General features: G+C 71.5%; 30 protein-coding genes. 12 read left to right on the top strand and 18 right to left on the bottom strand.

Going from position 1 to position 25,833, the window contains the following annotated elements:
* Nucleotides 1-74: 74 nt before the first annotated feature.
* A complete protein-coding gene (gene dacB, locus ACFZCP_RS32745; protein WP_391434367.1) occupies nucleotides 75-1,685 on the bottom strand; it encodes a D-alanyl-D-alanine carboxypeptidase/D-alanyl-D-alanine-endopeptidase in 1,611 nt (536 codons plus the stop codon).
* Between the two features lie 79 nt (nucleotides 1,686-1,764).
* Between dacB and ACFZCP_RS32740 the strand changes: the two genes are divergently transcribed.
* Entirely contained in the window at nucleotides 1,765-2,256 is a 492-nt protein-coding gene (locus tag ACFZCP_RS32740; RefSeq protein ID WP_362692685.1) for an inorganic diphosphatase, read from the top strand.
* 127 nt (nucleotides 2,257-2,383) lie between these two features.
* The gene (locus tag ACFZCP_RS32735; protein WP_391434364.1) at nucleotides 2,384-4,042 is read left to right on the top strand and encodes a threonine/serine exporter family protein; all 1,659 of its coding nucleotides are present in this window, start codon (nucleotides 2,384-2,386) and stop codon (nucleotides 4,040-4,042) included.
* A gap of 78 nt (nucleotides 4,043-4,120) precedes the next feature.
* On the opposite strand, the gene ACFZCP_RS32730 is transcribed toward ACFZCP_RS32735, so the two are convergent.
* Nucleotides 4,121-5,188 carry a VTT domain-containing protein gene (locus ACFZCP_RS32730; RefSeq protein WP_391434359.1) on the bottom strand — a complete coding sequence of 356 codons (1,068 nt, stop codon included), beginning with the start codon at nucleotides 5,186-5,188 and terminating at the stop codon, nucleotides 4,121-4,123.
* A 140-nt stretch (nucleotides 5,189-5,328) separates the two neighbouring features.
* Here ACFZCP_RS32730 and ACFZCP_RS32725 point away from each other — a divergent pair, with 140 nt between their 5' ends.
* Nucleotides 5,329-5,694 carry a heavy metal-binding domain-containing protein gene (locus ACFZCP_RS32725; RefSeq protein WP_391434356.1) on the top strand — a complete coding sequence of 122 codons (366 nt, stop codon included), beginning with the start codon at nucleotides 5,329-5,331 and terminating at the stop codon, nucleotides 5,692-5,694.
* 17 nt (nucleotides 5,695-5,711) lie between these two features.
* Here the strand turns inward: ACFZCP_RS32725 and ACFZCP_RS32720 are convergent, their stop codons facing one another.
* Nucleotides 5,712-6,473, bottom strand: coding sequence for a TipAS antibiotic-recognition domain-containing protein (locus ACFZCP_RS32720; RefSeq protein WP_391434353.1), 762 nt, complete (start codon nucleotides 6,471-6,473; stop codon nucleotides 5,712-5,714).
* 135 nt (nucleotides 6,474-6,608) lie between these two features.
* On the opposite strand from ACFZCP_RS32720, the gene ACFZCP_RS32715 reads away from it, so the two are divergent.
* Both ACFZCP_RS32715 and ACFZCP_RS32710 read left to right on the top strand, forming a co-directional pair.
* Entirely contained in the window at nucleotides 6,609-7,895 is a 1,287-nt protein-coding gene (locus tag ACFZCP_RS32715; RefSeq protein ID WP_391434351.1) for an ion channel protein, read from the top strand.
* 27 nt (nucleotides 7,896-7,922) lie between these two features.
* A complete protein-coding gene (locus ACFZCP_RS32710) occupies nucleotides 7,923-9,329 on the top strand; it encodes a glutamate decarboxylase (RefSeq protein WP_391434348.1) in 1,407 nt (468 codons plus the stop codon).
* 20 nt (nucleotides 9,330-9,349) lie between these two features.
* Here the strand turns inward: ACFZCP_RS32710 and ACFZCP_RS32705 are convergent, their stop codons facing one another.
* From ACFZCP_RS32705 to ACFZCP_RS32680, 6 genes are all read right to left on the bottom strand, one after another.
* On the bottom strand, nucleotides 9,350-10,108 hold the full coding sequence (locus ACFZCP_RS32705; protein ID WP_391434345.1) for an ABC transporter permease: 759 nt from the start codon (nucleotides 10,106-10,108) through the stop codon (nucleotides 9,350-9,352).
* Nucleotides 10,108-11,058, bottom strand: a complete 951-nt coding sequence (locus ACFZCP_RS32700) for an ATP-binding cassette domain-containing protein (RefSeq protein ID WP_391434341.1) — start codon at nucleotides 11,056-11,058, stop codon at nucleotides 10,108-10,110. Before ACFZCP_RS32700 ends, ACFZCP_RS32705 begins: the two co-directional genes overlap by 1 nt.
* A gap of 95 nt (nucleotides 11,059-11,153) precedes the next feature.
* Entirely contained in the window at nucleotides 11,154-11,795 is a 642-nt protein-coding gene (locus ACFZCP_RS32695) for a helix-turn-helix transcriptional regulator (protein ID WP_391434338.1), read from the bottom strand.
* A gap of 23 nt (nucleotides 11,796-11,818) precedes the next feature.
* Complete coding sequence (locus tag ACFZCP_RS32690; protein ID WP_362692714.1) at nucleotides 11,819-12,358, bottom strand: DinB family protein; 540 nt, start codon at nucleotides 12,356-12,358, stop codon at nucleotides 11,819-11,821.
* 97 nt (nucleotides 12,359-12,455) lie between these two features.
* Entirely contained in the window at nucleotides 12,456-13,916 is a 1,461-nt protein-coding gene (locus ACFZCP_RS32685; protein WP_362692717.1) for an aldehyde dehydrogenase family protein, read from the bottom strand.
* A gap of 106 nt (nucleotides 13,917-14,022) precedes the next feature.
* Entirely contained in the window at nucleotides 14,023-14,847 is an 825-nt protein-coding gene (locus ACFZCP_RS32680; protein WP_391434552.1) for a Scr1 family TA system antitoxin-like transcriptional regulator, read from the bottom strand.
* Between the two features lie 354 nt (nucleotides 14,848-15,201).
* Here ACFZCP_RS32680 and ACFZCP_RS32675 point away from each other — a divergent pair, with 354 nt between their 5' ends.
* On the top strand, nucleotides 15,202-15,711 hold the full coding sequence (locus tag ACFZCP_RS32675) for an ATP-binding protein (protein ID WP_391434333.1): 510 nt from the start codon (nucleotides 15,202-15,204) through the stop codon (nucleotides 15,709-15,711).
* Nucleotides 15,712-15,946: 235 nt separating this feature from the next.
* Here the strand turns inward: ACFZCP_RS32675 and ACFZCP_RS32670 are convergent, their stop codons facing one another.
* The 8 genes from ACFZCP_RS32670 to rpmG all read right to left on the bottom strand — a co-directional run bounded on the left by ACFZCP_RS32670 (nucleotide 15,947) and on the right by rpmG (nucleotide 19,541).
* The gene (locus tag ACFZCP_RS32670) at nucleotides 15,947-16,219 is read right to left on the bottom strand and encodes a DUF397 domain-containing protein (RefSeq protein WP_391434329.1); all 273 of its coding nucleotides are present in this window, start codon (nucleotides 16,217-16,219) and stop codon (nucleotides 15,947-15,949) included.
* A 146-nt stretch (nucleotides 16,220-16,365) separates the two neighbouring features.
* Nucleotides 16,366-16,839: an SRPBCC domain-containing protein gene (locus ACFZCP_RS32665; protein WP_391434326.1), complete on the bottom strand. Its 474-nt coding sequence runs from the start codon at nucleotides 16,837-16,839 to the stop codon at nucleotides 16,366-16,368.
* On the bottom strand, nucleotides 16,836-17,183 hold the full coding sequence (locus tag ACFZCP_RS32660; protein WP_391434323.1) for a metalloregulator ArsR/SmtB family transcription factor: 348 nt from the start codon (nucleotides 17,181-17,183) through the stop codon (nucleotides 16,836-16,838). The genes ACFZCP_RS32665 and ACFZCP_RS32660 overlap by 4 nt, the downstream gene beginning before the upstream one ends.
* Before the next feature lie 7 nt (nucleotides 17,184-17,190).
* Complete coding sequence (locus ACFZCP_RS32655) at nucleotides 17,191-17,595, bottom strand: VOC family protein (protein WP_391434320.1); 405 nt, start codon at nucleotides 17,593-17,595, stop codon at nucleotides 17,191-17,193.
* A 64-nt stretch (nucleotides 17,596-17,659) separates the two neighbouring features.
* A complete protein-coding gene (gene rpsR, locus ACFZCP_RS32650; RefSeq protein ID WP_391434316.1) occupies nucleotides 17,660-17,893 on the bottom strand; it encodes a 30S ribosomal protein S18 in 234 nt (77 codons plus the stop codon).
* On the bottom strand, nucleotides 17,890-19,116 hold the full coding sequence (locus ACFZCP_RS32645) for a GTP-binding protein (protein WP_391434312.1): 1,227 nt from the start codon (nucleotides 19,114-19,116) through the stop codon (nucleotides 17,890-17,892). The genes rpsR and ACFZCP_RS32645 overlap by 4 nt, the downstream gene beginning before the upstream one ends.
* Nucleotides 19,113-19,367, bottom strand: a complete 255-nt coding sequence (locus ACFZCP_RS32640) for a type B 50S ribosomal protein L31 (protein WP_391434308.1) — start codon at nucleotides 19,365-19,367, stop codon at nucleotides 19,113-19,115. Before ACFZCP_RS32640 ends, ACFZCP_RS32645 begins: the two co-directional genes overlap by 4 nt.
* 9 nt (nucleotides 19,368-19,376) lie before the next feature.
* A complete protein-coding gene (rpmG, locus tag ACFZCP_RS32635) occupies nucleotides 19,377-19,541 on the bottom strand; it encodes a 50S ribosomal protein L33 (protein ID WP_391434303.1) in 165 nt (54 codons plus the stop codon).
* Between the two features lie 62 nt (nucleotides 19,542-19,603).
* Between rpmG and rpmB the strand changes: the two genes are divergently transcribed.
* The 4 genes from rpmB (at nucleotide 19,604) to ACFZCP_RS32615 (ending at nucleotide 21,552) form a co-directional block, all read left to right on the top strand.
* On the top strand, nucleotides 19,604-19,840 hold the full coding sequence (gene rpmB, locus ACFZCP_RS32630; RefSeq protein WP_391434299.1) for a 50S ribosomal protein L28: 237 nt from the start codon (nucleotides 19,604-19,606) through the stop codon (nucleotides 19,838-19,840).
* Complete coding sequence (gene rpsN / locus ACFZCP_RS32625) at nucleotides 19,840-20,145, top strand: 30S ribosomal protein S14 (protein WP_391434296.1); 306 nt, start codon at nucleotides 19,840-19,842, stop codon at nucleotides 20,143-20,145. Before rpmB ends, rpsN begins: the two co-directional genes overlap by 1 nt.
* Before the next feature lie 66 nt (nucleotides 20,146-20,211).
* Nucleotides 20,212-20,697 (top strand): hypothetical protein, encoded by a 486-nt coding sequence (locus tag ACFZCP_RS32620; RefSeq protein ID WP_391434291.1) that lies wholly within the window; start codon nucleotides 20,212-20,214, stop codon nucleotides 20,695-20,697.
* A gap of 339 nt (nucleotides 20,698-21,036) precedes the next feature.
* Nucleotides 21,037-21,552, top strand: coding sequence for a DUF4232 domain-containing protein (locus ACFZCP_RS32615; RefSeq protein WP_362692747.1), 516 nt, complete (start codon nucleotides 21,037-21,039; stop codon nucleotides 21,550-21,552).
* A 159-nt stretch (nucleotides 21,553-21,711) separates the two neighbouring features.
* Here the strand turns inward: ACFZCP_RS32615 and ACFZCP_RS32610 are convergent, their stop codons facing one another.
* A complete protein-coding gene (locus tag ACFZCP_RS32610; protein ID WP_391434287.1) occupies nucleotides 21,712-22,818 on the bottom strand; it encodes a DUF2786 domain-containing protein in 1,107 nt (368 codons plus the stop codon).
* 385 nt (nucleotides 22,819-23,203) lie between these two features.
* Between ACFZCP_RS32610 and ACFZCP_RS32605 the strand changes: the two genes are divergently transcribed.
* Nucleotides 23,204-23,974, top strand: coding sequence for a Clp protease N-terminal domain-containing protein (locus ACFZCP_RS32605; RefSeq protein WP_391434284.1), 771 nt, complete (start codon nucleotides 23,204-23,206; stop codon nucleotides 23,972-23,974).
* A gap of 48 nt (nucleotides 23,975-24,022) precedes the next feature.
* Nucleotides 24,023-25,708 carry a bifunctional 3'-5' exonuclease/DNA polymerase gene (locus ACFZCP_RS32600; protein ID WP_391434281.1) on the top strand — a complete coding sequence of 562 codons (1,686 nt, stop codon included), beginning with the start codon at nucleotides 24,023-24,025 and terminating at the stop codon, nucleotides 25,706-25,708.
* Nucleotides 25,709-25,833: the final 125 nt, after the last annotated feature.

Below are 25,833 nucleotides of genomic sequence, written 5' to 3'. Positions count from 1 at the left end.
AGCGCTCCCTCCTGGGGCAGGCCGTGGCGCCGTGCGGGGCACGAAGCGGCTTGGCCCCTCGGGAGGCGCTCGCCCTACCGGCAGCCGCAGCCCGCCAGCGCCGTCGCCGCCTTGTCCAGGGCCGCCTGGGCCTGGAGGGGGTTCGTCGTCCCGGAGGCGAGGAAGGCGAAGACCAGAAGGCGGCCGTCCCGGTCGACGACCGTGCCGGCCAGGGTGTTCACGCCCGTCAGTGTGCCGGTCTTCGCCCGCACGAACCCTCCCGCGCCGTCGGTGTAACGGCCGGCCAGGGTGCCCGTGAAGCCCCCGACGGGCAGGCCGGTGAGGACCGGGCGCAGGCCGGGGCCTGCCGGGTCGCCGGCCTTGACCAGCAGCGCGGTCAGCAGGTCCGCGGTGAGCCGGTCGTCGCGGCTGAGGCCGCTGCCGTCGTGGAAGGCGGCGCCGGACATCGGCAGGCCGAGTTTCCCGAGCTGTGCGGCGACGGCCCTGGCGCCGCCCCCGAAGTCGGCGGGCCTGCCGCTCGCCAGGGCGGTCTGGCGTGCGAGGGCCTCGGCGATGTCGTTGTCGCTGTTGGTCAGCATCCGCTCGACGACGTCGGACAGCGGGGGCGAGGTGACGGTGGCGAGGGTCGTGGCGCGGCCGGTGGCCTTGGAGGGGCCGGGAGGGGTCGTCCGGATGCCGGCGGCCCGCAGGAATCCGGCGAACTTGCCGGCCGCGTCCGCCGCCGGGTCGGACACGCGGGGCGCCGGTCCTCTGGAGGAGTTGTCGGTACGGCCCTCGTCGACGCTGAGGGCGCTGACCGGGGCGAGATTCTCGTTGACGCCGATGGGGTGCAGTGCGGGGCCGGAGTAGAGCGTGGTGTCGTAGGAGAGCGTGATCTGGCGGATGCCGCGCTTGTTGAGCGCGGCGGCCGTGCCGGTGGCCAGGGTGCGCAGTCCGGCCCAGCCGTCCGTGACCGCGTGGGCGGTGAGGGTGGGGTCGCCGCCGCCGACCAGGACCAGTTCCCGGGTGTCGGGTTCGAGGGCGGTGCGGGTGGTGAAGCGGTGGTCGGGGCCGAGGGCGGACAGCGCGGCGACGGCGGTGGCGATCTTGGTGGTGGAGGCGGGGGCGAGGGCCTTCGTGGCGTCGGTGCTGTAGATCCGCTTGCCGGTGGCGACGTCGACGACGACGGCCGCGCGGCTGCCGCCGAGCTCGGGGACGCCCAGGAGCGGCCCGAGGACACCTGTGAGGGCCTTTCCGCCCGGCGGGGCCTTCTTGGTGCTGACGGTGCCCGCGGAGGAGTCCAGGCCCGCCAGGACGGGCGCGGCGCTCGGTGCGGGCAGAGGCGCTGCGGCGGAGCCGCCCGGCGTACCGTGATCTGCGCCACCTGACCGCTCCTGGGCGGCTGCCCGGTCCCGCTCGGCCGTACGCTGACCGTTGGCGTCCCAGGGACCGGAGGCGGTCACCACACCGGCGGCCAGTGCCAGACCGGCGGTGGCGGCGCCCGCGGTGTACTGCCAGGTCCTGACGGTCCGCGGACGGGGAAGGTGCGCGATCCGGACGAGTCCGGGCCCGACCGCCCGCGTCAGCCGCGCGACCCGCGGTCCTGCGGCCGTGGCGGCGCCTGCCAGACGCGGTCGCACGGCCTTCGCGATCCGCTCCACCTGCGGTCCCGCGGCTCGCCAAGGCCTCAGCTCTGGCACGACCACCAGCCCCTTTCGCGATCACACACCTGCGTGAGGGACACTTAATCACCAGAACTATGTGCTGATCATGGAGGAGCCACCGGTGGAGTTCGACGTCACGATCGAGATCCCGAAGGGTTCGCGCAACAAGTACGAGGTGGACCACGAGACCGGTCGGATCCGCCTGGACCGTCGCCTCTTCACCTCGACCGCCTACCCGACCGACTACGGCTTCGTCGAGAACACCCTCGGCGAGGACGGCGACCCGCTGGACGCGCTGGTCATCCTGGACGAGCCGACCTTCCCGGGTTGCCTGATCAAGTGCCGCGCGATCGGCATGTTCCGGATGACGGACGAGGCGGGCGGCGACGACAAGCTGCTGTGCGTCCCGGCCACCGACCCGCGCGTGGAGCACCTGCGCGACATCCACCACGTGTCGGAGTTCGACCGCCTGGAGATCCAGCACTTCTTCGAGGTGTACAAGGACCTGGAGCCCGGCAAGTCGGTCGAGGGTGCCAACTGGGTGGGCCGCGTGGAGGCGGAAGTGGAGATCGAGCGGTCCTACAAGCGCTTCAAGGAGCAGGGCGGTCACTGATCCCCCTGCCGTGGAAACGGGCCGCACGCGCACGCGTGCGGCCCGTTTGCCTACGCGCGCGCATCGAGTCCGGTACGGGTGCGCATACTGAGGCTTACGGAAGGTGTCGTTCAGGGAGACAGGTCGAGTGACGGAGGCGGAGGACCGCAAGCCCCGGTCCGACGAGGCGCGGTACGACCCGGAGATCACGTCCGAGTTCGCCGTTCCGGAGGGCATCGAGGTCGCCGAGGGGGGCGGCGGTGAGCCGGAGACCACGTCCGAGTTCACCGTTCCGAAGGGCCTGCAGTCGCCGGAGCCGCCGAGTGCCGAGCCGGAGGGATCGGCGTTCAGCCTGCCGCGCACCTACAGCGCCAACGATGCCCCGACGGCGTTCACCCCGGCCACCGGCATGCCGGCGGTCAGCCTGGTCAAGGACGCACCCTGGCAGGACCGGATGCGCACGATGCTGCGCATGCCGGTGGCCGAGCGTCCGGCGCCCGAGCTGGTGCAGCGGGCCGAGGAGGGCGGGCCCGCCGTCCCGCGCGTGCTCGACCTGACCCTGCGTATCGGGGAGCTGCTGCTGGCGGGCGGCGAGGGCGCGGAGGACGTGGAGGCCGCGATGTTCGCGGTGTGCCGGTCCTACGGCCTGGACCGCTGCGAGCCGAACGTCACCTTCACGCTGCTGTCGATCTCCCACCAGCCGTCGCTGGTGGACGACCCCGTGACGTCCTCGCGGACCGTACGGCGGCGGGGCACGGACTACACCCGGCTCGCGGCCGTCTTCCATCTGGTGGACGACCTGACCGACCCGGAGACACATGTCTCCCTGGAGGAGGCCTACCGGCGCCTGGCCGAGATCCGCCGCAACCGGCACCCCTACCCCGGCTGGGCGCTGACCCTGGCCAGCGGACTGCTCGCGGGAGCGGCCTCCATGCTGGTCGGCGGCGACCTGATCGTGTTCGTCGCGGCGGCGCTGGGCGCGATGCTCGGTGACCGGCTGGCGTGGCTGTGCGCGGGGCGCGGGCTGCCGGAGTTCTACCAGTTCACGGTGGCCGCGATGCCGCCCGCGGCGATCGGTGTGGCGTTCTCGCTGTCCCACATCGACGTCGCGGCGTCCGCGGTCGTCACCGGTGGGCTCTTCGCGCTGCTGCCGGGGCGGGCGCTGGTGGCGGGGGTGCAGGACGGGCTGACGGGCTTCTACATCACCGCCGCCGCACGCCTGCTGGAGGTCATGTACTTCTTCGTCGGCATCGTCATCGGCGTGCTGGTCGTCCTGTACTTCGGCGTGAAGGTGGGCGGGCAGCTGAACCCGGACGCGGCGCTGATCGTCTCCGAGCGGCCGCTGATCCAGATCACCGCGTCCATGCTGCTGTCGCTGACGTTCGCCGTGCTCCTCCAGCAGGAACGATCCACCGTGCTGGCGGTGACGCTCAACGGGGGTGTCGCGTGGTGCGTGTACGGCGCGATGCACTATGTGGGCGGCATTTCACCGGTCGCTTCCACGGCCGCGGCGGCGGGGCTGGTGGGGCTGTTCGGGCAGTTGCTGTCGCGGTACCGGTTCGCGTCCGCGCTGCCCTACACGACGGCTGCGATCGGGCCGCTGCTGCCCGGGTCGGCGACGTACTTCGGGCTGTTGTCCATGGCTCAGAACGAGGTGGACAAGGGGCTGGTGTCCCTGGCGAAGGCGGCTTCGCTGGCGATGGCGATCGCCATCGGAGTCAACCTGGGATCGGAGATCTCCAGGCTGACCCTGCGGGTCGGTTCCGCCGGCAAGCGCAGGGCCGCGAAGCGGACCCGGGGGTTCTGAGCACCCAGGAGTCAAGGGGTCCGGCTCGTCGGTGTCTGCGGGTGCGTCGTGGCTTGTCGCGCAGTTCCCCGCGCCCCCTCAGTGGTTGCGGGAGTCGTACGGCCGACCGTACTGGTCGTACTGCTGCTGCGGGTATTGCTGCTGGTCGTAGTACTGGTTGCCGTAGTTCTGGTGGTCGTAGCCCTGGTCCCAGTACTGCTGGTCCTGCTGCGCCTGGTGCTGATGTTGCTGGTGCTGAGGGTGCTGCGGCTGGTGCTGGTGCTGCTGGTGCTCCTGCTGGTGCTGCGGCTGGTGCTGCTGGTACTCCTGCTGGTGCTGCTGGTACTCCTGCTGGTGCTGCTGGTACTCCTGCTGGTGCTCCTGCTGGTACGGCTGCCCGTAAGACTGCTCGTAAGGCTGCTCGTGGGGCTGGTCCGGCTCGATGCGGCGCAGTCGGGTCGTCGCGTCGTCCATGGGCGGCCGGTGCTGGTGCAGGGCCTGCTGCCGGGGGGCGGGCTGCGGCTCGGGGCGGGCGGGCTGCGCCTTCTTGTTCTTGCTGCGCGCGCGGAGGAACTCGATCGCGATCGGGACCACGGACACGAGGACGATCAGGATGAGGATCGCCTCGATGTTGTTCTTGACGAAGCCGATGTCGCCGAGCCAGGAGCCGAGCAGGGTGACGCCCGCGCCCCACAGGACGCCGCCGATGACGTTGAAGACCAGGAACGAGCGGTACTTCATGCCGCTGACGCCCGCGATGATCGGCGTGAACGTGCGCACGATGGGCACGAAGCGGGCCAGGACCAGGGACTTCGGGCCGTACTTCTCGAAGAACTCGTGCGCCTTGGTCACGTTCTCCTGCTTGAACAGGCGCGAGTCCGGGCGGTTGAACAGGGACGGTCCGACCTTCTTGCCGAACATGTAGCCCGCCTGGTCGCCGAGGACCGCGGCGAGGCAGATCAGGGCGATCGCGCCCCACAGCGGGAAGTCGAGCTGGTGCGAAGTGATCAGCAGACCGCAGGTGAACAGGAGCGAGTCGCCCGGCAGGAAGAAGCCGATGAGCAGGCCGGACTCCGCGAAGACGATGAGCAGCAGGCCCCAGATGCTGTAGGTGTGGAGCAGATGGTTGGGATCCAGCCAGCTCGGGCCGAGGGCGAGTGTCATCACGGGTCCGGGCTCCTGAGGGATGAAGGCGGCTACGGCGTCCTTGTGCGGTCGCACAAAGCTATCAACGCGACGTGACCGCCCCAGGTTCCACCGGTGACTCCAGGATGCACTGTGGGGCAACCGCGGCAAAGCTGTGAGCCATGGGACTCGATGACTACGGCGGCGGCCAGGGGCCCCAGCCGGACGTGCTGGTCGTGACGACGAACGAGGTGCCCGGTCACCGGGTGCAGGAGGTGATCGGTGAGGTGTTCGGCCTCACCGTGCGGTCCCGGCACCTGGGCAGCCAGATCGGCGCCGGGCTGAAGTCGATGATCGGCGGCGAGCTGAAGGGGCTCACCAAGACGCTCGTGCAGACCCGCAACCAGGCCATGGAGCGGCTGGTGGAGCAGGCACGCGCGCGTGGGGCCAACGCGGTGCTGGCGTTCCGGTTCGATGTGACGGAGGCCGCGGACACGGGCACGGAGGTGTGCGCGTACGGCACCGCGGTGGTCCTGGCCCGGGAGTAGGCCTCCCGGGCCAGGGGTCACGCGGTGTGCCGGTCGGCGTTCGCGGCGATCGCCTCGCTCAGGTGATCGGCGAGCCCGGGGCGCATGGAGTCGTAGAACGCCTTGAAGCGCTCGTCGGCGACGTACATCGCGCCCAGGCAGCGGTGCATGGGGTGCGGGCACTCGTAGTACCACTTGCCGATGTGCAGGCGGTGCTCCTCGGCCAGGTCCATGGCGGCCTCGCCGGACGGCTGCTCGCCGGCGGTCATCAGGGCGACGTAGCGCCCGGTCCAGTCGTCGACCTCGGCCTGCAGGCGCTTCCAGTCCTCCTTGGTGTAGCGGGCGGCGCGGCGCTGTGACTCGGCGTAGGCCTCGGTGCCGCCCCAGCGCTGCTCGGCCTCCTCGGCGTACTTCTCGGGGTCCTTGTCCCCGAAGACCTCGAACCGCTCCTCGGGGGTGAGGTTGATGCCCATCGTGCGTGCCTCCATGGCGTGCTCCACGGCCGCGGCCATCTTCTGCAGCTTCTCGATCCGGGCGGTCAGCAGTTCGTGCTGGCGGCGCAGGTGCACGCGCGGGTCCGCGTCCGGGTCGTCGAGCAGGGCCTGGACCTCGTCGAGCGGAAAGCCGAGCTCCCGGTAGAACAGGATCTGCTGGAGCCGGTCGAGGTCGGCGTCGCCGTAGCGCCGGTGGCCGGCGTGGGTGCGCTCGCTGGGCACGAGCAGGCCGATCCCGTCGTAGTGGTGCAGGGTGCGCACCGTCACGCCGGCGAACCCCGCGACCTGTCCCACGGAGTAGCTCACTTTTCCGCTCCTTGTCGTCGGTACGCACTCCACGCTGAGGCCTCACGCCACGTGAGGTGCAAGCCCGTTTCCCGGGGGCGCCCCTGCTGCCCCACTCCGGATGTTCTGCCCGTTTCATCCGCTTAAGGTGAGCCCGTGGCCCAGGACTCCGCGCGGCAGGCGCCCACCACCGCTCCCGCGGCTCCCGCACGCGCCCTGCTGCCGTTGATCCTGCCCGCTCTCGCCGTGGGCGTGGTGTCCAGCCTGCTCTTCGTGGGGGTGAGCGTCGGGGCGGAGAAGCTCCAGGGCGTGCTGTGGAAGAACCTGCCCGACGCCCTGGGGATCGGCCGCTACTCGGTGCTGTGGATCTTCGTCATGCTCATCGCGACCGGCATCGCGGTCGGTCTGGTGGTGTGGAAGGTGCCGGGGCACGCGGGGCCCGACCCGGCCACCATGGGGCTGAACGCGCCCGCGCTGCCGCCCGTCGTGCTGCCCGGCCTGCTGCTGGCGGCGGCCCTGATGCTCGCCGGCGGCCCGAGCCTCGGCCCCGAGAACCCGGTCATCGCCGTCAACGTCGGGCTGGCGGTGTGGCTGGGCCGCCGGTTCCTGCCCGGGCTGCCCGGCTCGCTGTGGATGGCGCTGGCGGAGGCGGGGACGCTCGGCGCGCTGTTCGGGACCCCGGTGGCCGCCGCCCTGGTCATCTCGGAGGCGCTGGCCGGGCAGCGGATCAGGGGGCTGCTGTGGGACAACCTCTTCGCCCCGCTGGCCGCCGCCGCGGCGGGCGCCCTGACGACCGACCTGGTCCACCATGCGACGTTCGACCTCCATCTGCCCCCGATCGGCCGGCCGGACGCGGGCGACGTACTGGCGGCGATCGTCATCGCGTCGGCCGGCGCGGTGCTCGGCATGGGCGCGGTGTACGTCTTCCCCCACCTCCACCGTGCCTTCCAGCGGTTGCGGCACCCGATGCTGATGCTCCCGGTGGGCGGAGCCGTTCTGGGGGCGCTGGGGGCGCTGGGCGGCCCGCTGACGCTCTTCAAGGGGCTGGACCAGATCGGGGAGTTGGCGCGCGACCCCGAGGGCTGGTCGGCGGGCCAGTTCGCCACGATGACGGTGGTGAAGCTGGCGGCCCTGACCGTCGCCGCGACCTGCGGTTTCCGTGGCGGCCGGATCTTTCCCGGCGTCTTCGTCGGCACCGCCCTCGGTCTGTGCGCCCACGCCCTGGTGCCCGGTGTCCCGCCCGCCGTGGGGGTGGCGGCGGGCGTGCTGGGCATGCTCCTGGCCATCACCCGGCAGGGCTGGGTGAGCCTGTTCACCGCGGCGGTCCTGGTCGCCTCACCCGTGATCCTCGCCCTGCTCTGCATCGCCTCGCTGCCGGCCTGGCTGCTGGTGACGGGGCGGCCACAGATGCAGATGCGGGCGGACGGCACACAGATCCGCTGACTCACTTCCCTGTCTGGAGGCACGTACATGGCCCTGCACAAAGGTCCCGAGAAGCACGATGAGCGGCCGATGTCGGTCAACCCGTTCTTCGGGGAGGCCAATCCGGTCGTCGAAATGGCCGAGGCCCCGCCCAAGCACCGGCTCCCCGACGCGCCCCTGCCGCCCACCACGGCGGCGCAGATCGTGCACGACGAGCTGATGCTGGACGGCAACTCCCGCCTGAACCTGGCGACCTTCGTCACCACCTGGATGGAGCCGCAGGCCGACCTGCTGATGGCGGAGTGCCGGGACAAGAACATGATCGACAAGGACGAGTACCCGCGCACGGCCGAACTGGAACGGCGCTGTGTGGCGATGCTCGCCGACCTGTGGAACGCGCCGGACCCGTCGGCCGCCGTGGGCTGTTCGACGACGGGGTCCAGCGAGGCGTGCATGCTCGCCGGGATGGCGCTCAAGCGCCGCTGGGCCAACCGCAACGCCGACCGCTACCCGGGCGCCCGCCCGAACCTGGTCATGGGCGTCAACGTGCAGGTCTGCTGGGAGAAGTTCTGCAACTTCTGGGAGGTGGAGGCCCGCCTGGTCCCCATGGAGGGCGACCGGTACCACCTCGACCCGCAGGCGGCGGCCGAGCTGTGCGACGAGAACACCATCGGGGCCGTCGGCGTCCTCGGCTCCACCTTCGACGGGTCCTACGAGCCGATCGCGGACCTGTGCGCGGCCCTGGACGCTCTCCAGGAACGCACCGGTCTGGACGTCCCGGTGCACGTGGACGGTGCGTCCGGGGCCATGGTGGCGCCGTTCCTGGACGAGGACCTGGTGTGGGACTTCCGCCTCCCGCGCGTGGCCTCGATCAACACCTCGGGCCACAAGTACGGCCTGGTCTACCCGGGCGTCGGCTGGGCCCTGTGGCGGGACAAGGAGGCGCTGCCCGAGGAGCTGGTCTTCCGGGTGAACTACCTGGGCGGCGACATGCCGACCTTCGCGCTCAACTTCTCCCGCCCCGGCGCCCAGGTGGTCGGGCAGTACTACACGTTCCTGCGGCTGGGCCGCGAGGGCTACCGGGCGGTGCAGCAGTCGACACGGGACGTGGCGCGCTACGTCGCCGGCCGGATCGAGGCGCTGGACGACTTCCGGCTGCTCACACACGGCGAGGAACTGCCGGTGTTCGCCTTCACCACCGCTCCGGGCGTGACGTCGTACGACGTCTTCGACGTGTCCCGGCGGCTGCGCGAGGGCGGCTGGCTGGTGCCCGCGTACACCTTCCCGCCCAACCGGGAGGACCTCTCCGTGATCCGGATCGTGTGCCGCAACGGCTTCTCCCACGACCTCGCCGACCTGTTCGTGGACGACCTGAACCGCCTGGTGCCGGAGCTGCGCCGGCAGCCGCACCCCCTGACCCGGGACAAGAGCGCGGCCACCAGCTTCCACCACTGACTCCGCTCCGCGGACGGGTTCTAGCGTCCCAGCCGCGCGAACTTCCCCACGGCGAGCGGGAGGAACACGGCCAGCAGGCCCAGCGGCCAGGCCACGGCCGCCCACACGTGTCCCTGCTCGACGCCCTGGCCGCCGAGCAGGTCCCGTACGGCCGTCGCCGTCCGGGACAGCGGGTTCCACCGGACGGCCGTGCCGAGCCAGTCGGGCATGGCGTGCGGTGCGGCGATGGCGTTGGACAGGAAGCCGACCGGCCAGACGAGGATCTGCACGGCCTGGACCATCTCGGGGCGGCCGGCGACCAGGGCGAGATGGATGCCGACCCACAGCATCGCGAAGCGGAGCAGGAGGAGCAGTCCTGCCGCGCCCAGCAGGGCGCCGGGGCCGCCGTGCACCCGCCAGCCCAGCGCGAGGGCCGTGGCCGCCATCAGCGCGAGCCCGGCGGCCGACTGGATCATGTCGGCCGCCGAACGGCCCACCAGGACGGCTCCGTCCGCCATGGGCAGGGAGCGGAAGCGGTCGATGACGCCCTTGGTGAGGTCCTGGGTGACGTGGAGCATCGTGCCCTCCAGGCCGAAGGCCATGGTGAGCGCGAGCATGCCGGGGACCAGGTAGTCGAGGTACGCGCCGCTGACGCCCCGGCCGCCGCCGATCAGGTAGCCGAACATCAGCAGCAGCATCACCGGGAAGAGCAGGGCGACCAGCAGTTGCCCGGGCTGCCGTGCCCAGTGGGCGAGTTCGCGCCGGGTCATGGTCCAGGAGTCGGTCAGCACGTACCGCATCACGCGGCCTCCTTCACGCGGTCGCGGCCGCCGGTGAGGTGCAGGAAGACCTCGTCCAGCGTGGGCCGGCGCAGGGCGATGTCGGCCGCCTCGATACCGGCGTCCTCCAGGGCGCGTACGACCCCGGAGAGGGCGCTCATGCGGTCGGTGACCGGGGCGCTGAGCAGCCGGCGGTCGGTGTCCACCGAGACGCCGGTGACGGGCAGCAGGGCGGCGGCCTCGGCGAGCCGGCCCGCCTCGCGCAGGACGACGTCGATGCGGTCGCCCCCGGTGAGCGTCTTCAGCTCGTCGGGGGTGCCGTCGGCGACGACCCGGCCGTGGTCCACGAACGCGATGCGGTGGGCGAGCTGGTCGGCCTCCTCCAGGTACTGGGTGGTGAGCAGGACGGTGGTGCCGCCGTCGGCCAGGGAGCGGACGGCGGCCCACACCTCGGCGCGGCCGCGCGGGTCGAGACCGGTCGTCGGCTCGTCCAGGAACAGCACCTCGGGGCCGGTGAGCAGGCAGACGGCGAGGTCGAGGCGGCGGCGCATGCCGCCGCTGTAGCGGGCCACCGGGGTGCGGCCGGTGCCGGCTAGGTCGAAGCGCCGAAGCAGTTCGGTGGCGCACGCGCGCGCGTGGCGGGCGCCGAGGTGGTGGAGGCGGGCGAACATCTCCAGGTTCTGCCGGCCGTCCAACTGCTCGTCCAGGGCCGCGTACTGGCCCAGCAGCCCGATGCGCCTGCGGACCGCGCGGGCCGCGGTGAGCACGTCGTGCCCGGCGACCTCGACGCGGCCGCCGTCCGGCCTGAGCAGGGTGGACAGGATCCGGACCAGGGTGGTCTTGCCCGCCCCGTTGGGCCCGAGCACCGCGTGCACGGTGCCCCGGGCGACCTCCAGGTCGAGCCCGTCCAGGGCGTGTTTCCCGCCGTAGTTCTTGCGTGCGTCCTCGACGGTGATCGCCGTGTCGGCCACGTGCCCCTCCCTCGCTAGTCAAGCTTGACTACTACACGAAAGTAACGCCGCGCGCCTCGTTGGTCAAACTTGATTAGCTAGGGGTCTCCGCCGCGTCAGCGCTCGTCCCCCGGATGCCGCTCCCCCGTCGCGTACGGGTTCTCCTGACCTTCCCGCAGGACGCCGACGAAGGGCTCTCCCTCACCGGCGAACGTGTAGGCGCCCGCCTCCAGGCGGGCGATCAGCCCCCGGGTCCAGGCCTCGTCGGAGTCGGCCGTGTGGACCCAGAGGTTCATGATCTCGCCGATGTGGCCGAGCTGTCCGGGGCCGCCCTCGGGGATGTAGTGCTCCGTGACGGCGGCCCGCCACTGCCCGATCCGCCGGATCCGCTCCCCGAGCAGATCCAGCGCCTCGGCCCGCTCCAGCTCGACCAGGAAGCCGATGGCCGCCGACTGGATGTCCGTCTTCTGGTCGTAGGCGACCAGGGACTCGCGCAGCAGCCGGAAGAACTCCTCGTTGCCCCGGTCCGTGATCTCGTACTCGGTGCGCGGCGGGCCCCCGGCGGTGGACGGCGCGACCTCGTGGGCGTGCAGCAGCCCCTGTTTCTCCATCTGTTTCAGGGCGTGGTAGATGGAGCCCGGCTTGGCGTTGGACCACTCGTGCGCGCCCCAGTACTCCAGGTCGTTGCGCACCTGGTAGCCGTGGGCCCGCCCGTGCTGACGGACCGCGCCCAGCACGAGAAGACGGATCGCTGACATGCGGTCCAGGTTATGGCCGGGCCCTAGCCGGCCTGCTCCAGGGCCACCAGCTCGAACGCCGTCTTCCCGTCCAGCGACTCGCGGATGATGTCCGCGTGCCCCGCGTGCCGGGCCGTCTCACGGATCAGGTGCAGGCACAGCCAGCGCAGGGAGACGCGGGCATCGGGCGGGAACCAGGGGTCGTTCGGCAGCGGGAAGGTCTCGTCCAGGCTGGGCGCCGAGCGGATGAACTTCTCCGTCTCTGCGGCCACCTGCTCCCAGTACGCGAGCTGCGCGGCCACCGTCTCGTCGCCGGCCAGCCGGAAACACTCGTGCCAGTTCGACTCGTCGCGGTGGACCGCCGGCGGCTCCTGCCTGGCCCGGGCCACCCAGCCCTGCTCGACCTCGGCGACGTGCTTGAGCAGGCCGCCGAGAGAGAGCTCACTGGCGCTCGGGCAGGAGCGCGCCTGCTCCTCGGTCAGCCCCAGAAGCGCCCTGCGGATGCCTCCGCGCTGCTCCTCCAGGAAGGTCAGCAGCGCCCCTCGCTCGTCGCCCTGCGCCTCTGCCCGCACGTGCGTGACCATGACGGCCGCCTTTCGTCGCAGTGTTCGGGGCTCTTGCCCCGACACCGATGACGCTACGGACCCTTGCGGTCAGCTTCTGTCCGCAAGGGCGGGCGGCTCAGAACGGGAACTCGCTGCGCCGGTGCTGGACCGAGATCCACTTCAGCGTGGTGAAGGCGTCCAGGGTGGTCTCGCCGTTGAGCCGGCCGATCCCCGAGTTCTTCTCGCCGCCGAACGGCACCAGCGGCTCGTCGTGGATGGTCCCGTCGTTCACGTGGAACATTCCCGTGTCGATCCGCTTGGCGAAGGCCACGCCGCGCTCGATGTCCGCGGTGTGCACGGCGCCGCTGAGGCCGTAGGGGGAGTCGTTGACGATGCGGACCGCGTCCTCCTCGCCGTCGAACGGCACGAGCAGGGCGACCGGACCGAAGATCTCCTTGCGCAGGAGGGAGGAGCCGGAGGGCACGTCGGTGAGGACGGAGGGCTCCACCAGGTTGTCGTTCGCCCCGCCCCGGACGAGCACGGTGGCACCCTCGGCGACCGCCTGGTCGATCGCGGCCGAGATGGCGTTCGCCTGAAGGGAGTTGATGACCGGCCCGATCACCGTCTGCGGGTCCCTCGGGTCACCCGTCTTCAGCGTCCTGACCTTGGCGACGAACTTCTTGGTGAACTCCTCGGTCACCGACCGGTCCACCAGGACCCGGTTGGCCGCCATGCAGACCTGCCCCTGGTCGACGTAGCGGCTGAAGACGGCCGCGTCGACCGCGTAGTCGATGTCGGCGTCGTCCAGGACCACCAGCGCGCTGTTGCCGCCCAGTTCCAGCACCGAGCGCTTGAGCTGCGCCGCGCACACGGTCGCGATGTGCCGGCCGACCTTGTCGGAACCGGTGAAGGAGATGACCTTCGGGACCGGGTGCTCGATGAACGCGTCGCCTATCTCGGCTATGTCCGTCAGCAGGACGTTGAGCAGACCGGGCGCCAGGCCCGCGTCCTCGAAGAGCTTGGCGATCAGCGTGCCGCCGGTGATCGGGGTGTCCTGGTGGGGCTTGAGGACCACGGCGTTGCCCAGGGCGAGGGCGGCGGCGACCGGCTTGATCGACAGCAGGAAGGGGAAGTTGAAGGGGCTGATGACGCCGACCACGCCCACCGGGAGCCGGTAGAGGCGGTTCTCCTTGCCGTCGATCGGCGAGGGCAGGAAGCGGCCCTCGCAGCGCAACGCCAGCTGCGCCGCCTCGCGCAGGAACTCCTTGGCGAGGTGCATCTCGAACCGGGCCTTCATCCGCGTGCCGCCCAGCTCCGCGATGATCATCTCGGTGATCTCGTCCTCACGCTCCTCGACGAGGCGCAGGACCTTCTCGAAGAGCACGCGGCGGGTGTAGGGGTTGGTCCCGCCCCAGTCGCGCTGGGCGCGGGCGGCCGCTCTGTAGGCGTCGTCGACCTCGTCGACGGTGGCTATGGTGATCGAGGCCAGCTTCTCACCGTCGTACGGGTTGAAGTCGATGATGTCCCAGGAACCGGTCCCCTGGCGCCACTCGCCCTCGATGTACTGCTGGGCCAGGTCGGTGAAGCAGGACGACATGTGTTCCCTCGATCCCCCGCTGCTCGGCGGCAGCCAGACAGACACCCGGTCGACTACACGGTCTGATCACGCGTCATCGTACTTGTGTTTCCCGGGAGTTGTGAGGTCATGACAGCTGCAGGAGCCCCCGCAGCAGATCGCGGCTCTCGTCCGGGCCGGGGCTGTCCTGCTGGAGTTCCTTGAGCGCCTGCTCGTACTGGGCGACGTCCTCGCGCTTGTCCAGATAGAGCGCGCTGGTCAGCTGTTCCATGTAGACGACGTCGGACAGGTCGGACTCGGGGAAGCTGAGGATGGTGAAGGCGCCGCTCTCCCCGGAGTGCCCGCCGAAGCCGAACGGCATGATCTGCAGACGTACGTTGGGGCGCTGGGAGACGTCGATCAGATGCTGGAGCTGGCCGCGCATCGCGTCGCGGTCGCCGTAGGGGCGGCGCAGGGCGGCCTCGTCGAGGACGATGTGGAACTCGGGCCCGTTCTGGTCGAGCAGATGCTTCTGCCGCTCCAGACGCAGGGCGACCCGGCGCTCCACGTCGGCCGCGCTCGCGCCGCGCATGCCACGCCGCACCACCGCGCGGGCGTACTCAGCGGTCTGCAGCAGGCCGTGCACGAACTGCACCTCGTACACCCGGATCAGGGAGGCCGCGCCCTCCAGGCCCACATAGGTGGGGAACCAGCTGGGCAGCACGTCGGTGTAACTGTGCCACCAGCCCGCGACGTTCGCCTCCCGGGCCAGCGAGAGCAGCGACTCGCGCTCCGCCTCGTCCGTGATGCCGTACAGCGTCAGCAGGTCTTCCACGTCTCTGGTCTTGAAGCTCACCCGGCCCAGCTCCATCCGGCTGATCTTCGACTCGGAGGCGCGGATCGAGTAGCCCGCCGCCTCTCGCGTGATCCCCCGCGCTTCACGCAGTCGCCTGAGTTGCGAGCCGAGCAGCATGCGCCGCACCACCGATCCGGGCTCTCCCGCGCTCACGTTCGCCAGCCTCCCCAACCGTCTTCAGGGGGCGAAGTCTGCCACTAAAACACTTCGAGCAGTACTCGCCCGGTTACGGAAACGGAAAGAGGTCAGCCGTTTTGGGCAGCAAGAGGTCAGGACCTGTGACAGCAACCTGTTCAACTTGGCGGAAAAAATGGCCAAGAAGCGGGGCGGGCAGGTTCAATTCGGTCGCGTGCACGTGCATCTGCCCTTGCATCTGCCCTTCGCATCCGAAAGCATGGTGCCGCGCCACCGCTGCATCGCAACGACCGCGAATTCCCGGGAGTGCCTCGCATGGGAACGAATGGATCGACCATGCTCAAGCCGTTACGGCAGGGCCTTCCGCCGCTTGATCCAGCGGCCGTGTCCGATGCCGCCTCCTGCGCCCTGCCCGCCCGTTACGAAGCCGTGCGCGAGGCCCGGCAGTTCACCCGCCACACGCTGGACCAGTGGGACGTCGGCGACCGCTTCGACGACATATGTCTCGTCGTCTCCGAACTCGCCACCAACGCCCTGCGTCATGCTCCGCCGCTCTCGGCCGCGCTCGAACGGGGGGACTCCCGCCCGGCCGGCTCGGGGTGCACCGAGCACCCGTCCTCGGTGCGGCTGCACCTGATGCGCTGGACCGAGCGACTGGTGTGCGCGGTGCGCGACCCCAGCCACGAGGCCCCCGTCCCGCGCGCCTCGGACGACTTCTCGGCCGAGTCGGGCCGCGGCCTGTTCCTGGTCGACTCCTTTGCCGACAGCTGGGGCTGGCACCCACTCGCGGGCTCCCTCGAGGGCAAGGTCGTCTGGGCGCTGTTCCGGCTCCGGCCGGCCGACTGACAAGGCATCGCACCGCAGGACGCCGTGTTTCTACGCGCGTACACCCCCGGTTCGTACGGGCCCGCCGAGATCCACGCCTCCACCTGGGCTCCGCCCGGCCCCCACCGCCCCTCGCGACCGGCCCGCCATGGCAGGTGCGTCGTCGCGCCGGGGCCGGTGAGCCGTCAGGGCCCGGCAAGCGGTCGAGGCCGACAGGCGGTCGGAGCCGGTGGGTGGTCAAGACAGGTGGGTCCCGTCAGCCGACCACCAGATGGTCGAACTCGCCGTCCTTGACGCCGAGCAGCATGGCCTCGATCTCCGCGCGCGTGTAGACGAGCGCGGGACCGTCCGGGAAGCGCGAGTTGCGTACGGCCACCTCGCCGCCCGGCAGCCGAGCGAACTCCACGCAGGAGCCCTGCGAGTTGCTGTGCCTGCTCTTCTGCCAGGCCACTCCGTCCAGCTGCGTGGCAGCCATGCCGTTGTACACGTCGTCGTACCCCCCGTACACGCCGTCAACGTCGCGGTCCACAGATCGCTCCCCGGTGGTGCACTGGCTGGTGAGGCCATAGATGCTGTAGTCAACTGACCCGGATCATAACCCCGTTCATTTGCAGGTGCATGAGCAGATGCACGTGCACGGGGGGTGTTCTCGTGATTACAGCTTTGACGTCCGCTTTACCGAAGCCGGTCCAGCGTCTGCCCCAGAGACGGCAGCACATGCCCCCTCCATCCCCCGCCCATGATCTTCCGCGCCATCAGCTGCACCGGATCGTCCGGGTCGAACCCTTCGTGCACTAGGAAGAGACGCGTACCGCGCCCTTCCTGTTCCAGGGTCCAGGTGATGGTCCAGTCCGCGGGATTGGCGGGATCGGCATCCGTCCACCGGAGGGACAGCATCCGCTCGGTGTCGTAGGCGAGAACCTGCACTTCTACGACACCGGAGAAGCGGGAGTTGGGACGCGGGACCGAGGTCATCCGGTACCGGTGGCCGACCTCCAGCCGGAAGCCCTCGGCGCCGGGCATCTGCCAGGCGGCGAGCAGTCCGGGCTCGGTCAGGGCCTGCCAGACCTTGGCCGGCGGGTGAGGGAAGAACTGGTCGACGCGGATCGTGGTGAGGTCGTCGGCGTCGCCGGTCGGTGCGGTGCTCATGGGCGGCCATCGTCGGGCATGCGGTCGAGCAGATCGCCGAGCCCCTTCAGCCGGTCCCGCCAGAACCGCTCGTACGGATGGAGCCAGTCCTGGACCTCGGCGAGCGGGGCCGCCTCCAGGCGGTAGATGCGCTGCCGGCCCGAGCGCTGCTCGGAGACGAGCCCGGCCTCGCGGAGCACCTTGAGGTGTTCCGACAGGCTCGGGCGGCGCATGTCGAAGTGGTCGGCCAGGATCTGGACGGGCTGCGGTCCGCGCTCGCGCAGCAGCCGCAGCACTTCCCTGCGCGTGGCGTTCGCGAGCGCGGCGAAGACGCGGTCCTCGGTGGCGGTACCCGTCCCGTTCATGGAGCGGTCAGAAGCCTTCCTTCTCCGTCAGCAGCATCAGACCGTTGCCGTCGGGGTCCGCGAAGGAGGCCATCCGCCCCCAGGGGAGTTCGTCCGGTCCCTGTACGGGGATCCCGGCCGCGGTGAGCCGGGCGCAGTCCGCGTCGACGTCGGTCGTGACCAACATGATCCCCCGCGCGGAGCCGGGTGCGGCAACCCCTTTCCGGGCTCCGTCCCCGGACCCCCGTCCCATGTCCGGCCCCGCCAGGGTGAAGACGGTCTGTGCGCCCCCGGGTGCCACCTGGAGCCAGCGGCCCTGGGGCATGTCCCGGTCGGCGGTGACCTCCAGGCCGAGGACCTCCGTGTAGAAGCGCAGCGCGCGGTCCTGGTCGGCGACGGGGAGCGTGACGAAAGAGGCGTGTGTGATGGTCATGCCCGGAGAATAGGTAGGAGATTCCCTACGCGTCAACCGTAGGGAATCACCTACCCATAGCTCATCACCTGCTGGAGTACGGCAGCAGCGCCATCTCGCGTGCGTTCTTGATCGCCTGTGCCAGCAGCCGCTGCTGTCGGGCGGTCACCCCGGTGACCCGGCGGCTGCGGATCTTGCCGCGGTCGGAGAGGAACTTCCGGAGCAGGTCCGTGTCCTTGTAGTCGATGCAGGTGACCCCGGCCCGGTCCAGCGGGTTGGGGCGGCTCCTGGCGGGCTTGCGGTCGCTCTTGCGGGTCATCGGACCTCCAGCAGGGTGTCGAAGGCGGGCGGCAGCTTCCTCCAGGCGTCGCGTCCGGCGGCGTACTCGGCGTCGGTGAGCAGGCAGGACTCCAGGACGTGCGTGAGTCCGTCGCGATCGAGGCCGGGCGAGGTGAAGACGAGGTGGTTGCAGCAGTCGCCGTGCTCCGGGTGCCAGTCGAGGGCGGCGGCGACCCTGCGCATCGGCGGGACCATCTCCCAGGCGGCGTCCGGCAGCGCCGCGAGCCACGGTCCGGCGCTCTCCACGCACAGCGCGCCGCCGGCCGCGTCCCAGTGCAGCAGCGCATCGGGCTTGTCGGCCAGCCAGAACCGGCCCCGGCTGCGGGCCGCGGCGCAGGTCAGCTCCTCCAGGGCCGCGTACAGCCGCTCGGGGTGGAACGGGCGGCGCCGGTTCCAGACCAGGGTGGAGACCCCGTGCCCGTCCGCCTCGGCGGGCAGCAGGGCACAGGCCGGGTGCTGGGCGGCCGCGGCGGCCTCCACGTCGAAACCGGCGAAGGCTGCTCTCGCCAGCGGGGACGGCGCCGCGGATGCAGGTACGGACGCGGACACGGATGCAGGCGGGGACGCGGGCTCGGTCGCAGGTACGGACGCCGGTGCGCCCGCCGGGTCACCGTGGCCGATCGGGACCCGGCGGGCCGTCGGATGGAGCTGCGCGAGCAGCTCACGGTCCTCGTCGTCGGCCTCCGGGGAGTCCGCGACGGCGAGGACGGGGGCGTACTCCAGCTGCCGCGCGAAGGTGTCGGCGACCGTGCGCCGGTCGGTGGCGGCCGCGGCGAGCCCCGCCTCGGCGAGGTCGTCGCCGTTGCCGAGGTACGGCAGCACCAGCGCCGGGTCGACGGCGGTGATCACGCCGGTGACGGTGAGGCCGCCGGCCATGATCACCTCGGCCATCGCCTTCGGCTCGACCGAGTCCCACAGCTCGACGATCGCGAGCCGGGTCCTGCCGTCACCGGCGAGGCGGCGCAGCTCCGGCACCAGGTCCTCACGCAGGGCGCAGCAGGCACAGTCGTCGACCAGGGGCGTCTCGCCGGAGGCGAGAAGGCCGCCGCGGTCCCGGACGGTGCGCACGACCGTGCCGGCCGCGGCCGTCGCCAGGTCGTGATGGAGGACGACGCTGCCGGGCACGTCGGCCAGGAGCCGGTCCACGGCCGCCCTGCGGGCCGCGGTGTGCAGCCCGCCGACGACGGTCACGGACAGGTTCACACCCCGCCCCGCTTCCCGTACCGGCGCTCGAAGCGCTCCACGCGGCCGGCCGTGTCCAGGACGCGGACGGTGCCTGTGAAGAAGGGGTGGCTGACGTTCGAGATCTCGACGTCCACGACCGGGTAGGTGCGGCCGTCCGCCCACTCGACCGTCTTCGCGCTCGTCATGGTCGAACGGGTGAGAAAGGCGTGGTTCGCGGCACGGTCGCGGAAGACGACGAGCCCGTAACCGGGGTGGAGTCCCTTGCGCATGGCGATACCTCAGCGCTCCTCTCGGAAGTCGACGTGCCGGCCGGCGACCGGGTCGTACTTGCGCAGCGTCATGCGGTCCGGGTCGCTGCGGCGGTTCTTGCGGGTCACGTAGGTGAAGCCGGTCCCGGCGGAGGACCGGAGCCTGACGATCGGGCGGAGTTCGTTGCGTGCCATGCTGCTAGAGTACTGAAAATGAAATCCATTACCAACTACTTTCGAGGAGAGGTACGTCACCCGTGTCCGCCCACTGCATGCTGACCGGCGCCCGGCCGGGCTTCGGCAACCGCATCTCCCGCTCCCACCGGCGCACCTCCCGCCGCTTCGACCCGAACATCCAGACCAGGCGCTACTGGCTGCCCGGCGAGGGACGCCACGTCCGGCTGCGACTGAGCGCGAGGGCGGTCAGGGCCGTGGACACGATCGGCATCGAGGCGGCCGTGGCCCGGATCCGCGCCCGGGGAGTGAAGGTCTGATGGCGAAGAAGAGCAAGGTCGCGAAGAACGAGCGGCGCAAGGAGGTCGTCGCCCGCTACGCCGAGCGCCGCGCCGAGCTGAAGGAGACCATCCGGCGGCCCTCCGCCACGCAGACCGAACGGCTCGCCGCCCAGCGGGAGTTGGGCAGGCAGCCGCGGGACGCGAGCGCCACGCGCGTGCGCAACCGCGACCAGGTGGACGGCCGGCCGCGCGGCTTCCTGCGCGTCTTCGGCCTGTCCCGGCTGAACCTGCGCGAGCAGGCTCACAAGGGATTCCTGCCCGGCGTACGGAAGTCCTCCTGGTGACGACTGATAGCTTGCTGCGGTCCCTCCGGCCACGGGCGGCCGGCCACCGAAGCTTGGGAGCTTGACGTGACGACGGCGACTGCAAGGGTGCGGACGGCGGCCGCGGCCGCGGGGCTGGTGGGCGTGCTCGCCCTGACCGCGTGCAGCGGGGGCGGCTCCAAGGACGGCTCCTCGTCCGGGCCCAGCGCGACGCCGACGGCCGGCGGCAGCGCGACGGGCGCGGTGACGGGCACCTCCGACTCACTGCAGGGCAGTTGGATCACCACCAGCAAGGGCAAGATCGTGGCCCTGGTCGTCACCGGGAAGAAGGCCGGGCTCTTCGCGACCGGCGGATCCGTGTGCAGCGGCACCGCGGGCACCGAGACGGGCATGCAGATGATCCATCTGACCTGCACGGACGGCAGCAAGGACCGGGTCACCGGCATGATCGACTCGGTGAGCAAGAACGGTATGAAGGTGACCTGGTCGGGCAAGCTCGGCGAGGAGACCTACACCAAGGCCGACGGCGGCAAACTGCCCTCCGGCCTGCCGTCGGCACCCGCGAACCCCTGAGGGCGGGCGGGAGCCGGCCCGCCCGCACACCAGGCAGCATGCGGGAGTCGGACCGCAGGGGCCTGACGGCCTGCTGGAGGCGGTCCGCGACATCGCGGTGGCACGGGAACAGGCGGCCGGCGGGCCGCGCCCGCGTCGGTCCGCGAAGTCCCGGCGGGCCCGCCCGGGCGGTCGGCTTCCCCACCCGGGCGGCGAGCGTCCCGGCCGTCCCCGCCCCGGCGTCAAGCACCGGCGCATCATCGCCGGAATCAGGTGAATTCGGCCGGGGCGCGTGATCGGGTCCGGGACATATGGGCCATGATGCGGGAAGACCGCCACGACCTCGATGGGGACCTGCTCATGCGCGTACTTCCGCTCACCGTCACCGCCCTCGCCGCCGCTCTCCTGCTGACCGCCTGCAACGACAGCGGCGGCGGCAAGAACGGCAAGAGCAGCTCCGCCTGCCAGATCGGCGGGGTGTCGGTGCAGATCGGGGCGGCGAGCATGGCCCCGAAGGCCGGTGACACGGGCGAGGTGCCGGTCAGCATCACCAACCAGAGCACCCCCTGCACCCTGGACCACTTCCCGAGCGCGCTGCTGCACACGGGCAGCACCGAGGCGGACGTGCCCGTGCAGCAGGGGGCGAAGGCGCAGAAGCTGAAGCTCGCCAAGGGCGACTCGGCGACCTTCACCATCACCTACGTGCGCGGCAAGGAGGGCGACAAGTCCAGCCTGGCGGCGAAGAGCGTGAAGATCGCCCTGCCCGGCTCCGACTCCTCCCGGAGCTACCCGTGGTCCTACGGCCCTGTCGCCACCAAGAGCGGCTCGACCACCCCGGACGCCTCCGTCAGCGCCTTCCAGCAGGTCGGGGACTGACCATCCGTACGCCGGCGCGGGACCGCACGGCAGCACAGGGCTTCATGGCGGCACAAGGCTTCGTGGCAGCACAGGGCCTCACGGCGGCACGGGACTTCAGCGCGGGACGGGGACACACGGCGGCACCGGCGGCACGGGAACTCGCTGCGGCGCGGGGCCTCACGGCAGCCTGGGGCGGGCCTTGACCTGGGCCCGGTCCGCCGCTTGGGCGCCCTCGGTCCAGCCGGCCGCGTCGCTCACGCCGCGCAGCCGGGTCGTGGTGGTCTCGGGGAACATGTGCTCCAGCCGACCGGTGACGGCTGTCTCCCGGGTGGCGAGGACCGGCAGCAGGTCCTGGGTCACCTGGGTCTCGGCCGCCGCCGCGAGCCGGTCGCCGACGCGGTGGGCGTAGGCCGCGAGGAACGACTGCCGGAAGGTCTTGGTCCGCTTGCGGCCGCCGGCTCTCTGGGCGGCCTCCGCCTTGGTCATCGCGTGCGTGGCCTGCACCAGCAGGGAGGTGTAGAGCAGCTCGACCGCCTCCAGGTCCGCCTCGAAGCCGACGACCGTGGAGAAGGCCAGCGGTTCGTTCCACACCGCGCGGCAGTGGTTGGCGGTGGCGACCGCGTCCAGGAGGACCGCCTTGGCCTGCTCGTACGGCGGCTCGACCCCGATGCGGCAGGCCCCGGGCGCGTCCGGAGCGGGGGCACCGGCGGCCAGCAGCGCCTCGTCGATGCTGTGCCGGGCCATCAGCTCCTGCGCCTTGGCGCTCAGCGCCTCGGCCTCCTCCGGGAACCCGGTCGCCTCGGCCTTGGCGAGCAGGGCACGGATCCGGGTGAGCATGCGGGAGGCGGCGGGCCCGTGCTCGCGGCGGGGTTCTTCGAGGGGCTCCAGGGCGGGCAGGCGCAGCAGCAGGCGGTACAGCTCCAGGACGGCGCTGGCGTGCGAGAAGCGGTCGCCCGCGCGCTCCGGGTCCGCCGGCAGGGCCTCCAGCTGGCCGGCCCAGCGGTGCCCGCGCGGACGGTCCTGCCCGGCCTGCGTCCGGATCAGCCCCGCGGCCAGGTGTACGTGGGGGTCGTCCAGCTCCCGCCGCACCAGCCGTACGACGTCGGCGGGCTGCCAGCCGCGCCGCCAGGCGGCCGCGACGAACTCCTCGCCCCGCCGCGCGAGTTCGCCGTCGGCGGCGGGGTCGGCGGCGAGCAGGGAGGCGCCGGTGTCGAGTCCGGTGTCCGTGTCGTCGTAGAGAGCGGCCCGGAAGGCCCGCTCGACGGTGTCGGCAGTGCTGGTCACACCGTCGATCGTGCCACGCGCCACGGACAGCGGGCCCAGATGTTGTCCACACCCTGTGGACAACCCCGGGTGCGGTCGACCCGGGCGTGAACGGCGGAGCCGCTTTCTCGTGGACCGCGGGGCCGGGAACGCCATTGACGGGGAACGGAGTTGGGCCGTCGGCTCGGACGCGACGGGAGCACGCCACCGGGTGTACGAGCAGTCGTAGCCACCCGCCCCTGCACGGGCCCCTGGGCCGGGTAGCCCCCTACAAGGACGTCGGCAGCCTTCGGGGCGGCCTGCGCGATGTCCGTGCACGTGGCGGCGGCAGCGCTCGGGCAGGACAGGAAGACGGTACTGTCAACCACCGGTTGACAGTACCAGGGTGACAACCTACGGTTGACACATGGCAAGCAATCCGAACATCACGGCATCCGTACGCCTCGACGACCTGATCGCGGCCATCAAGACGGTTCACACCGAACCCCTCGACCAGCTCCAGGACGCGGTGATCGCCGCCGATCACCTCGGTGACGTGGCCGACCATCTGATCGGCCACTTCGTGGACCAGGCCCGGCGCTCGGGGGCGTCCTGGACCGACATCGGCAGGAGCATGGGCGTGACCCGGCAGGCGGCGCAGAAGCGCTTCGTGCCCAAGGAGTCGGCCGACCTCGACCCCAGCCAGGGCTTCAGCCGATACACCCCGCGCGCGCGGAACGTGGTCATGGCCGCCCACAACGAGGCAGTGGCGGCCCGCACCCCCGAGGGCCGCCCCGAACACCTGGTCCTGGGCCTGCTGGCCGAGCCGGAGGGCCTGGCCGCGAAGACGATCACCGCGCAGGGCGTCACGCCGGAGGCCCTGCGGCAGGCCGCGGCCGCCGCGCTCCCGCCGGCCGCGGAGCAGGTCCCCGACCTCGTCCCCTACGGCCCCGAGGCCAAGAAGGTCCTGGAACTCACCTTCCGCGAGGCGCTCCGGCTCGGGCACGACTACATCGGCACCGAGCACCTCCTGCTGGCCCTGCTGGAGCACGAGAACGGCGAGGGCGTCCTCAGCGGGCTCGGCATCACCAAGGAGGCGACCGAGGACCATCTCGGCAGGATGCTGGCGCTACTGCTGGACCAGAAGCAGGATGCGGCGGCGCCGAAGAGCGGCCCCGTGGACCGCTCGGAGGACTGAAGCCACAGGTCAGACTGATTGTCAGTGCCGCCTGCCACACTCGCAGACATGACCGACCGGTGGGCACTCGCGCCGGCCGAGGACGGTGGCGCGGACGTCGCCCCCCTCGGCCCGGACGGGCTGCCCTCCGGTCCGGTGCGGCGGGAGAGCGATCTCGCCGGGGCGGTGCGGAGCCGTCCGGAGGTATCACGCTGGGTGTGGCGGTCGACCGCCGAGGTCTACCCGCGTCTGCTCGCCACGGGGGTGCGAGTGGAGCGGTGTTACGACATCGAGGACGCCGAGACACTTCTGCTGGGCCACGAGGGACGGTACGGCGAGCCACGCTCGGCCGCCGCCGCCCTGGCCCGCCTCCGCGGCGGCCCCGTACCGCCCGACCCGCCCCAGCGCTCGGCCGAACCGGGCGCCCAGTCCCCGCTGTTCGAGCCGTCCGGCACTCGCATGCCCCTCGCCGACCTCCTCGCGGTCTACGCCGAGCAGCAGCGGCGGCACGAGAAGGCCGCCCACCCCGACCGGATGCGCCTGCTGACCGCCTCCGAGTCGGCGGGGATGCTGGTGGCCGCCGAGATGAACCGGGCCGGCCTGCCCTGGAGCGCCGAGGTCCACCGCGAGCTGCTGCACGACCTGCTCGGCGACCGGTACGCGGGCGGCGGCGAGCCGCGCCGCCTGGCCGAGCTGGCCGACCAGGTGTCCGCGGCCTTCGGCCGCCGCGTGCGGCCCGACCTGCCCGCCGACGTGGTCAAGGCCTTCGCGCAGGCCGGGATCAAGGTGAAGTCCACCCGCCGCTGGGAGATCCAGTCCGTCGACCACCCGGCCGTCGAACCCCTGCTGGAGTACAAGAAGCTGTACCGCATCTGGGTCGCACACGGCTGGTCCTGGCTGCAGGACTGGGTGCGCGACGGCCGGTTCCGGCCCGAGTTCCTCGCCGGCGGCACGGTCACCGGGCGCTGGGTGACCAACGGCGGGGGCGCGCTGCAGATCCCCAAGGTGATCCGGCGGGCCGTGGTCGCCGACCCCGGCTGGCGGCTGGTCGTCGCCGACGCCGACCAGATGGAGCCGCGCGTGCTCGCCGCGATCTCCCGCGACCCCGGTCTGATGGAGGTCGCCGGCCGCGCGAGCGACCTCTACCAGTCCGTGTCCGACCACGCCTTCTCCGGCGACCGGGAGCAGGCCAAGATCGCCGTGCTCGGCGCGGTCTACGGCCAGACCTCCGGCGACGGCCTGAAGAACCTCGCCGCGCTGCGCCGCCGCTTCCCGCAGGCGGTCGCCTACGTCGACGAGGCCGCGCGGGCCGGAGAGGAGGGCCGGCTCGTGCGCACCTGGCTGGGCCGGACCTGCCCGCCCGCCGCCGGGGCGGGAGAGGACGCGGGGGAGGAGGCGGGCATCCCGGTCGGCGAGGACGACCCCGACGGCCAGGCCTGGGTCCCCGGCTACGCCTCCACCAACTCCCGTGCGCGAGGACGCTTCGCGCGCAACTTCGTCGTGCAGGGCAGCGCCGCCGACTGGGCCCTGCTGCTGCTCGCCGGACTGCGCCGGGCCTGCGCGGGCCTCGCGGCCGAACTGGTCTTCTTCCAGCACGACGAGGTGATCGTGCACTGCCCGGCCGAGGAGGCCGACACGGTCGTCCGGGCCATCCGGGACGCCGCCGACCTGGCCGGACGGCTGACCTTCGGCGACACCCCGGTGCGCTTCCCGTTCACGACGGCGGTGGTGGAGTGCTACGCCGACGCCAAGTGAACGCCGTTGAGAGCGCCGTGGACTCCGTCGACGGCAGGGTGAACTCCGCTCATGGCGGACGGACTTCGTTCACGGCAGGGTGAAATCCGATCATGGCGGGGGGCTTCGTTCACGGCAGGGTGGAC

The organism is Streptomyces sp. NPDC007971, from assembly GCF_042958635.1.
Taxonomy (GTDB): Bacteria; Actinomycetota; Actinomycetes; order Streptomycetales; family Streptomycetaceae; genus Streptomyces.
Note: the sequence above shows the minus strand (reverse complement) of the source record. Positions and strands in the feature narration are given on the sequence as shown.

Bases quoted from the DNA above. Each gene is read 5' to 3' on its own strand.
- ACFZCP_RS32675 (WP_391434333.1), top strand. From the start codon at position 15,202: ATGCTCAAGCCGTTACGGCAGGGCCTTCCGCCGCTTGATCCAGCGGCC.
- ACFZCP_RS32680 (WP_391434552.1), bottom strand. From the start codon at position 14,847: ATGCTGCTCGGCTCGCAACTCAGGCGACTGCGTGAAGCGCGGGGGATC.
- ACFZCP_RS32615 (WP_362692747.1), top strand. From the start codon at position 21,037: ATGCGCGTACTTCCGCTCACCGTCACCGCCCTCGCCGCCGCTCTCCTG.
- ACFZCP_RS32640 (WP_391434308.1), bottom strand. From the start codon at position 19,367: ATGCGCAAGGGACTCCACCCCGGTTACGGGCTCGTCGTCTTCCGCGAC.
- ACFZCP_RS32695 (WP_391434338.1), bottom strand. From the start codon at position 11,795: ATGTCAGCGATCCGTCTTCTCGTGCTGGGCGCGGTCCGTCAGCACGGG.
- ACFZCP_RS32605 (WP_391434284.1), top strand. From the start codon at position 23,204: ATGGCAAGCAATCCGAACATCACGGCATCCGTACGCCTCGACGACCTG.
- ACFZCP_RS32725 (WP_391434356.1), top strand. From the start codon at position 5,329: ATGGGACTCGATGACTACGGCGGCGGCCAGGGGCCCCAGCCGGACGTG.
- ACFZCP_RS32690 (WP_362692714.1), bottom strand. From the start codon at position 12,358: ATGGTCACGCACGTGCGGGCAGAGGCGCAGGGCGACGAGCGAGGGGCG.
- ACFZCP_RS32710 (WP_391434348.1), top strand. From the start codon at position 7,923: ATGGCCCTGCACAAAGGTCCCGAGAAGCACGATGAGCGGCCGATGTCG.
- rpsN (WP_391434296.1), top strand. From the start codon at position 19,840: ATGGCGAAGAAGAGCAAGGTCGCGAAGAACGAGCGGCGCAAGGAGGTC.
- ACFZCP_RS32655 (WP_391434320.1), bottom strand. From the start codon at position 17,595: ATGACCATCACACACGCCTCTTTCGTCACGCTCCCCGTCGCCGACCAG.
- ACFZCP_RS32660 (WP_391434323.1), bottom strand. From the start codon at position 17,183: ATGAACGGGACGGGTACCGCCACCGAGGACCGCGTCTTCGCCGCGCTC.
- rpsR (WP_391434316.1), bottom strand. From the start codon at position 17,893: ATGACCCGCAAGAGCGACCGCAAGCCCGCCAGGAGCCGCCCCAACCCG.
- ACFZCP_RS32685 (WP_362692717.1), bottom strand. From the start codon at position 13,916: ATGTCGTCCTGCTTCACCGACCTGGCCCAGCAGTACATCGAGGGCGAG.
- ACFZCP_RS32665 (WP_391434326.1), bottom strand. From the start codon at position 16,839: ATGAGCACCGCACCGACCGGCGACGCCGACGACCTCACCACGATCCGC.
- ACFZCP_RS32600 (WP_391434281.1), top strand. From the start codon at position 24,023: ATGACCGACCGGTGGGCACTCGCGCCGGCCGAGGACGGTGGCGCGGAC.
- rpmG (WP_391434303.1), bottom strand. From the start codon at position 19,541: ATGGCACGCAACGAACTCCGCCCGATCGTCAGGCTCCGGTCCTCCGCC.
- ACFZCP_RS32705 (WP_391434345.1), bottom strand. From the start codon at position 10,108: ATGCGGTACGTGCTGACCGACTCCTGGACCATGACCCGGCGCGAACTC.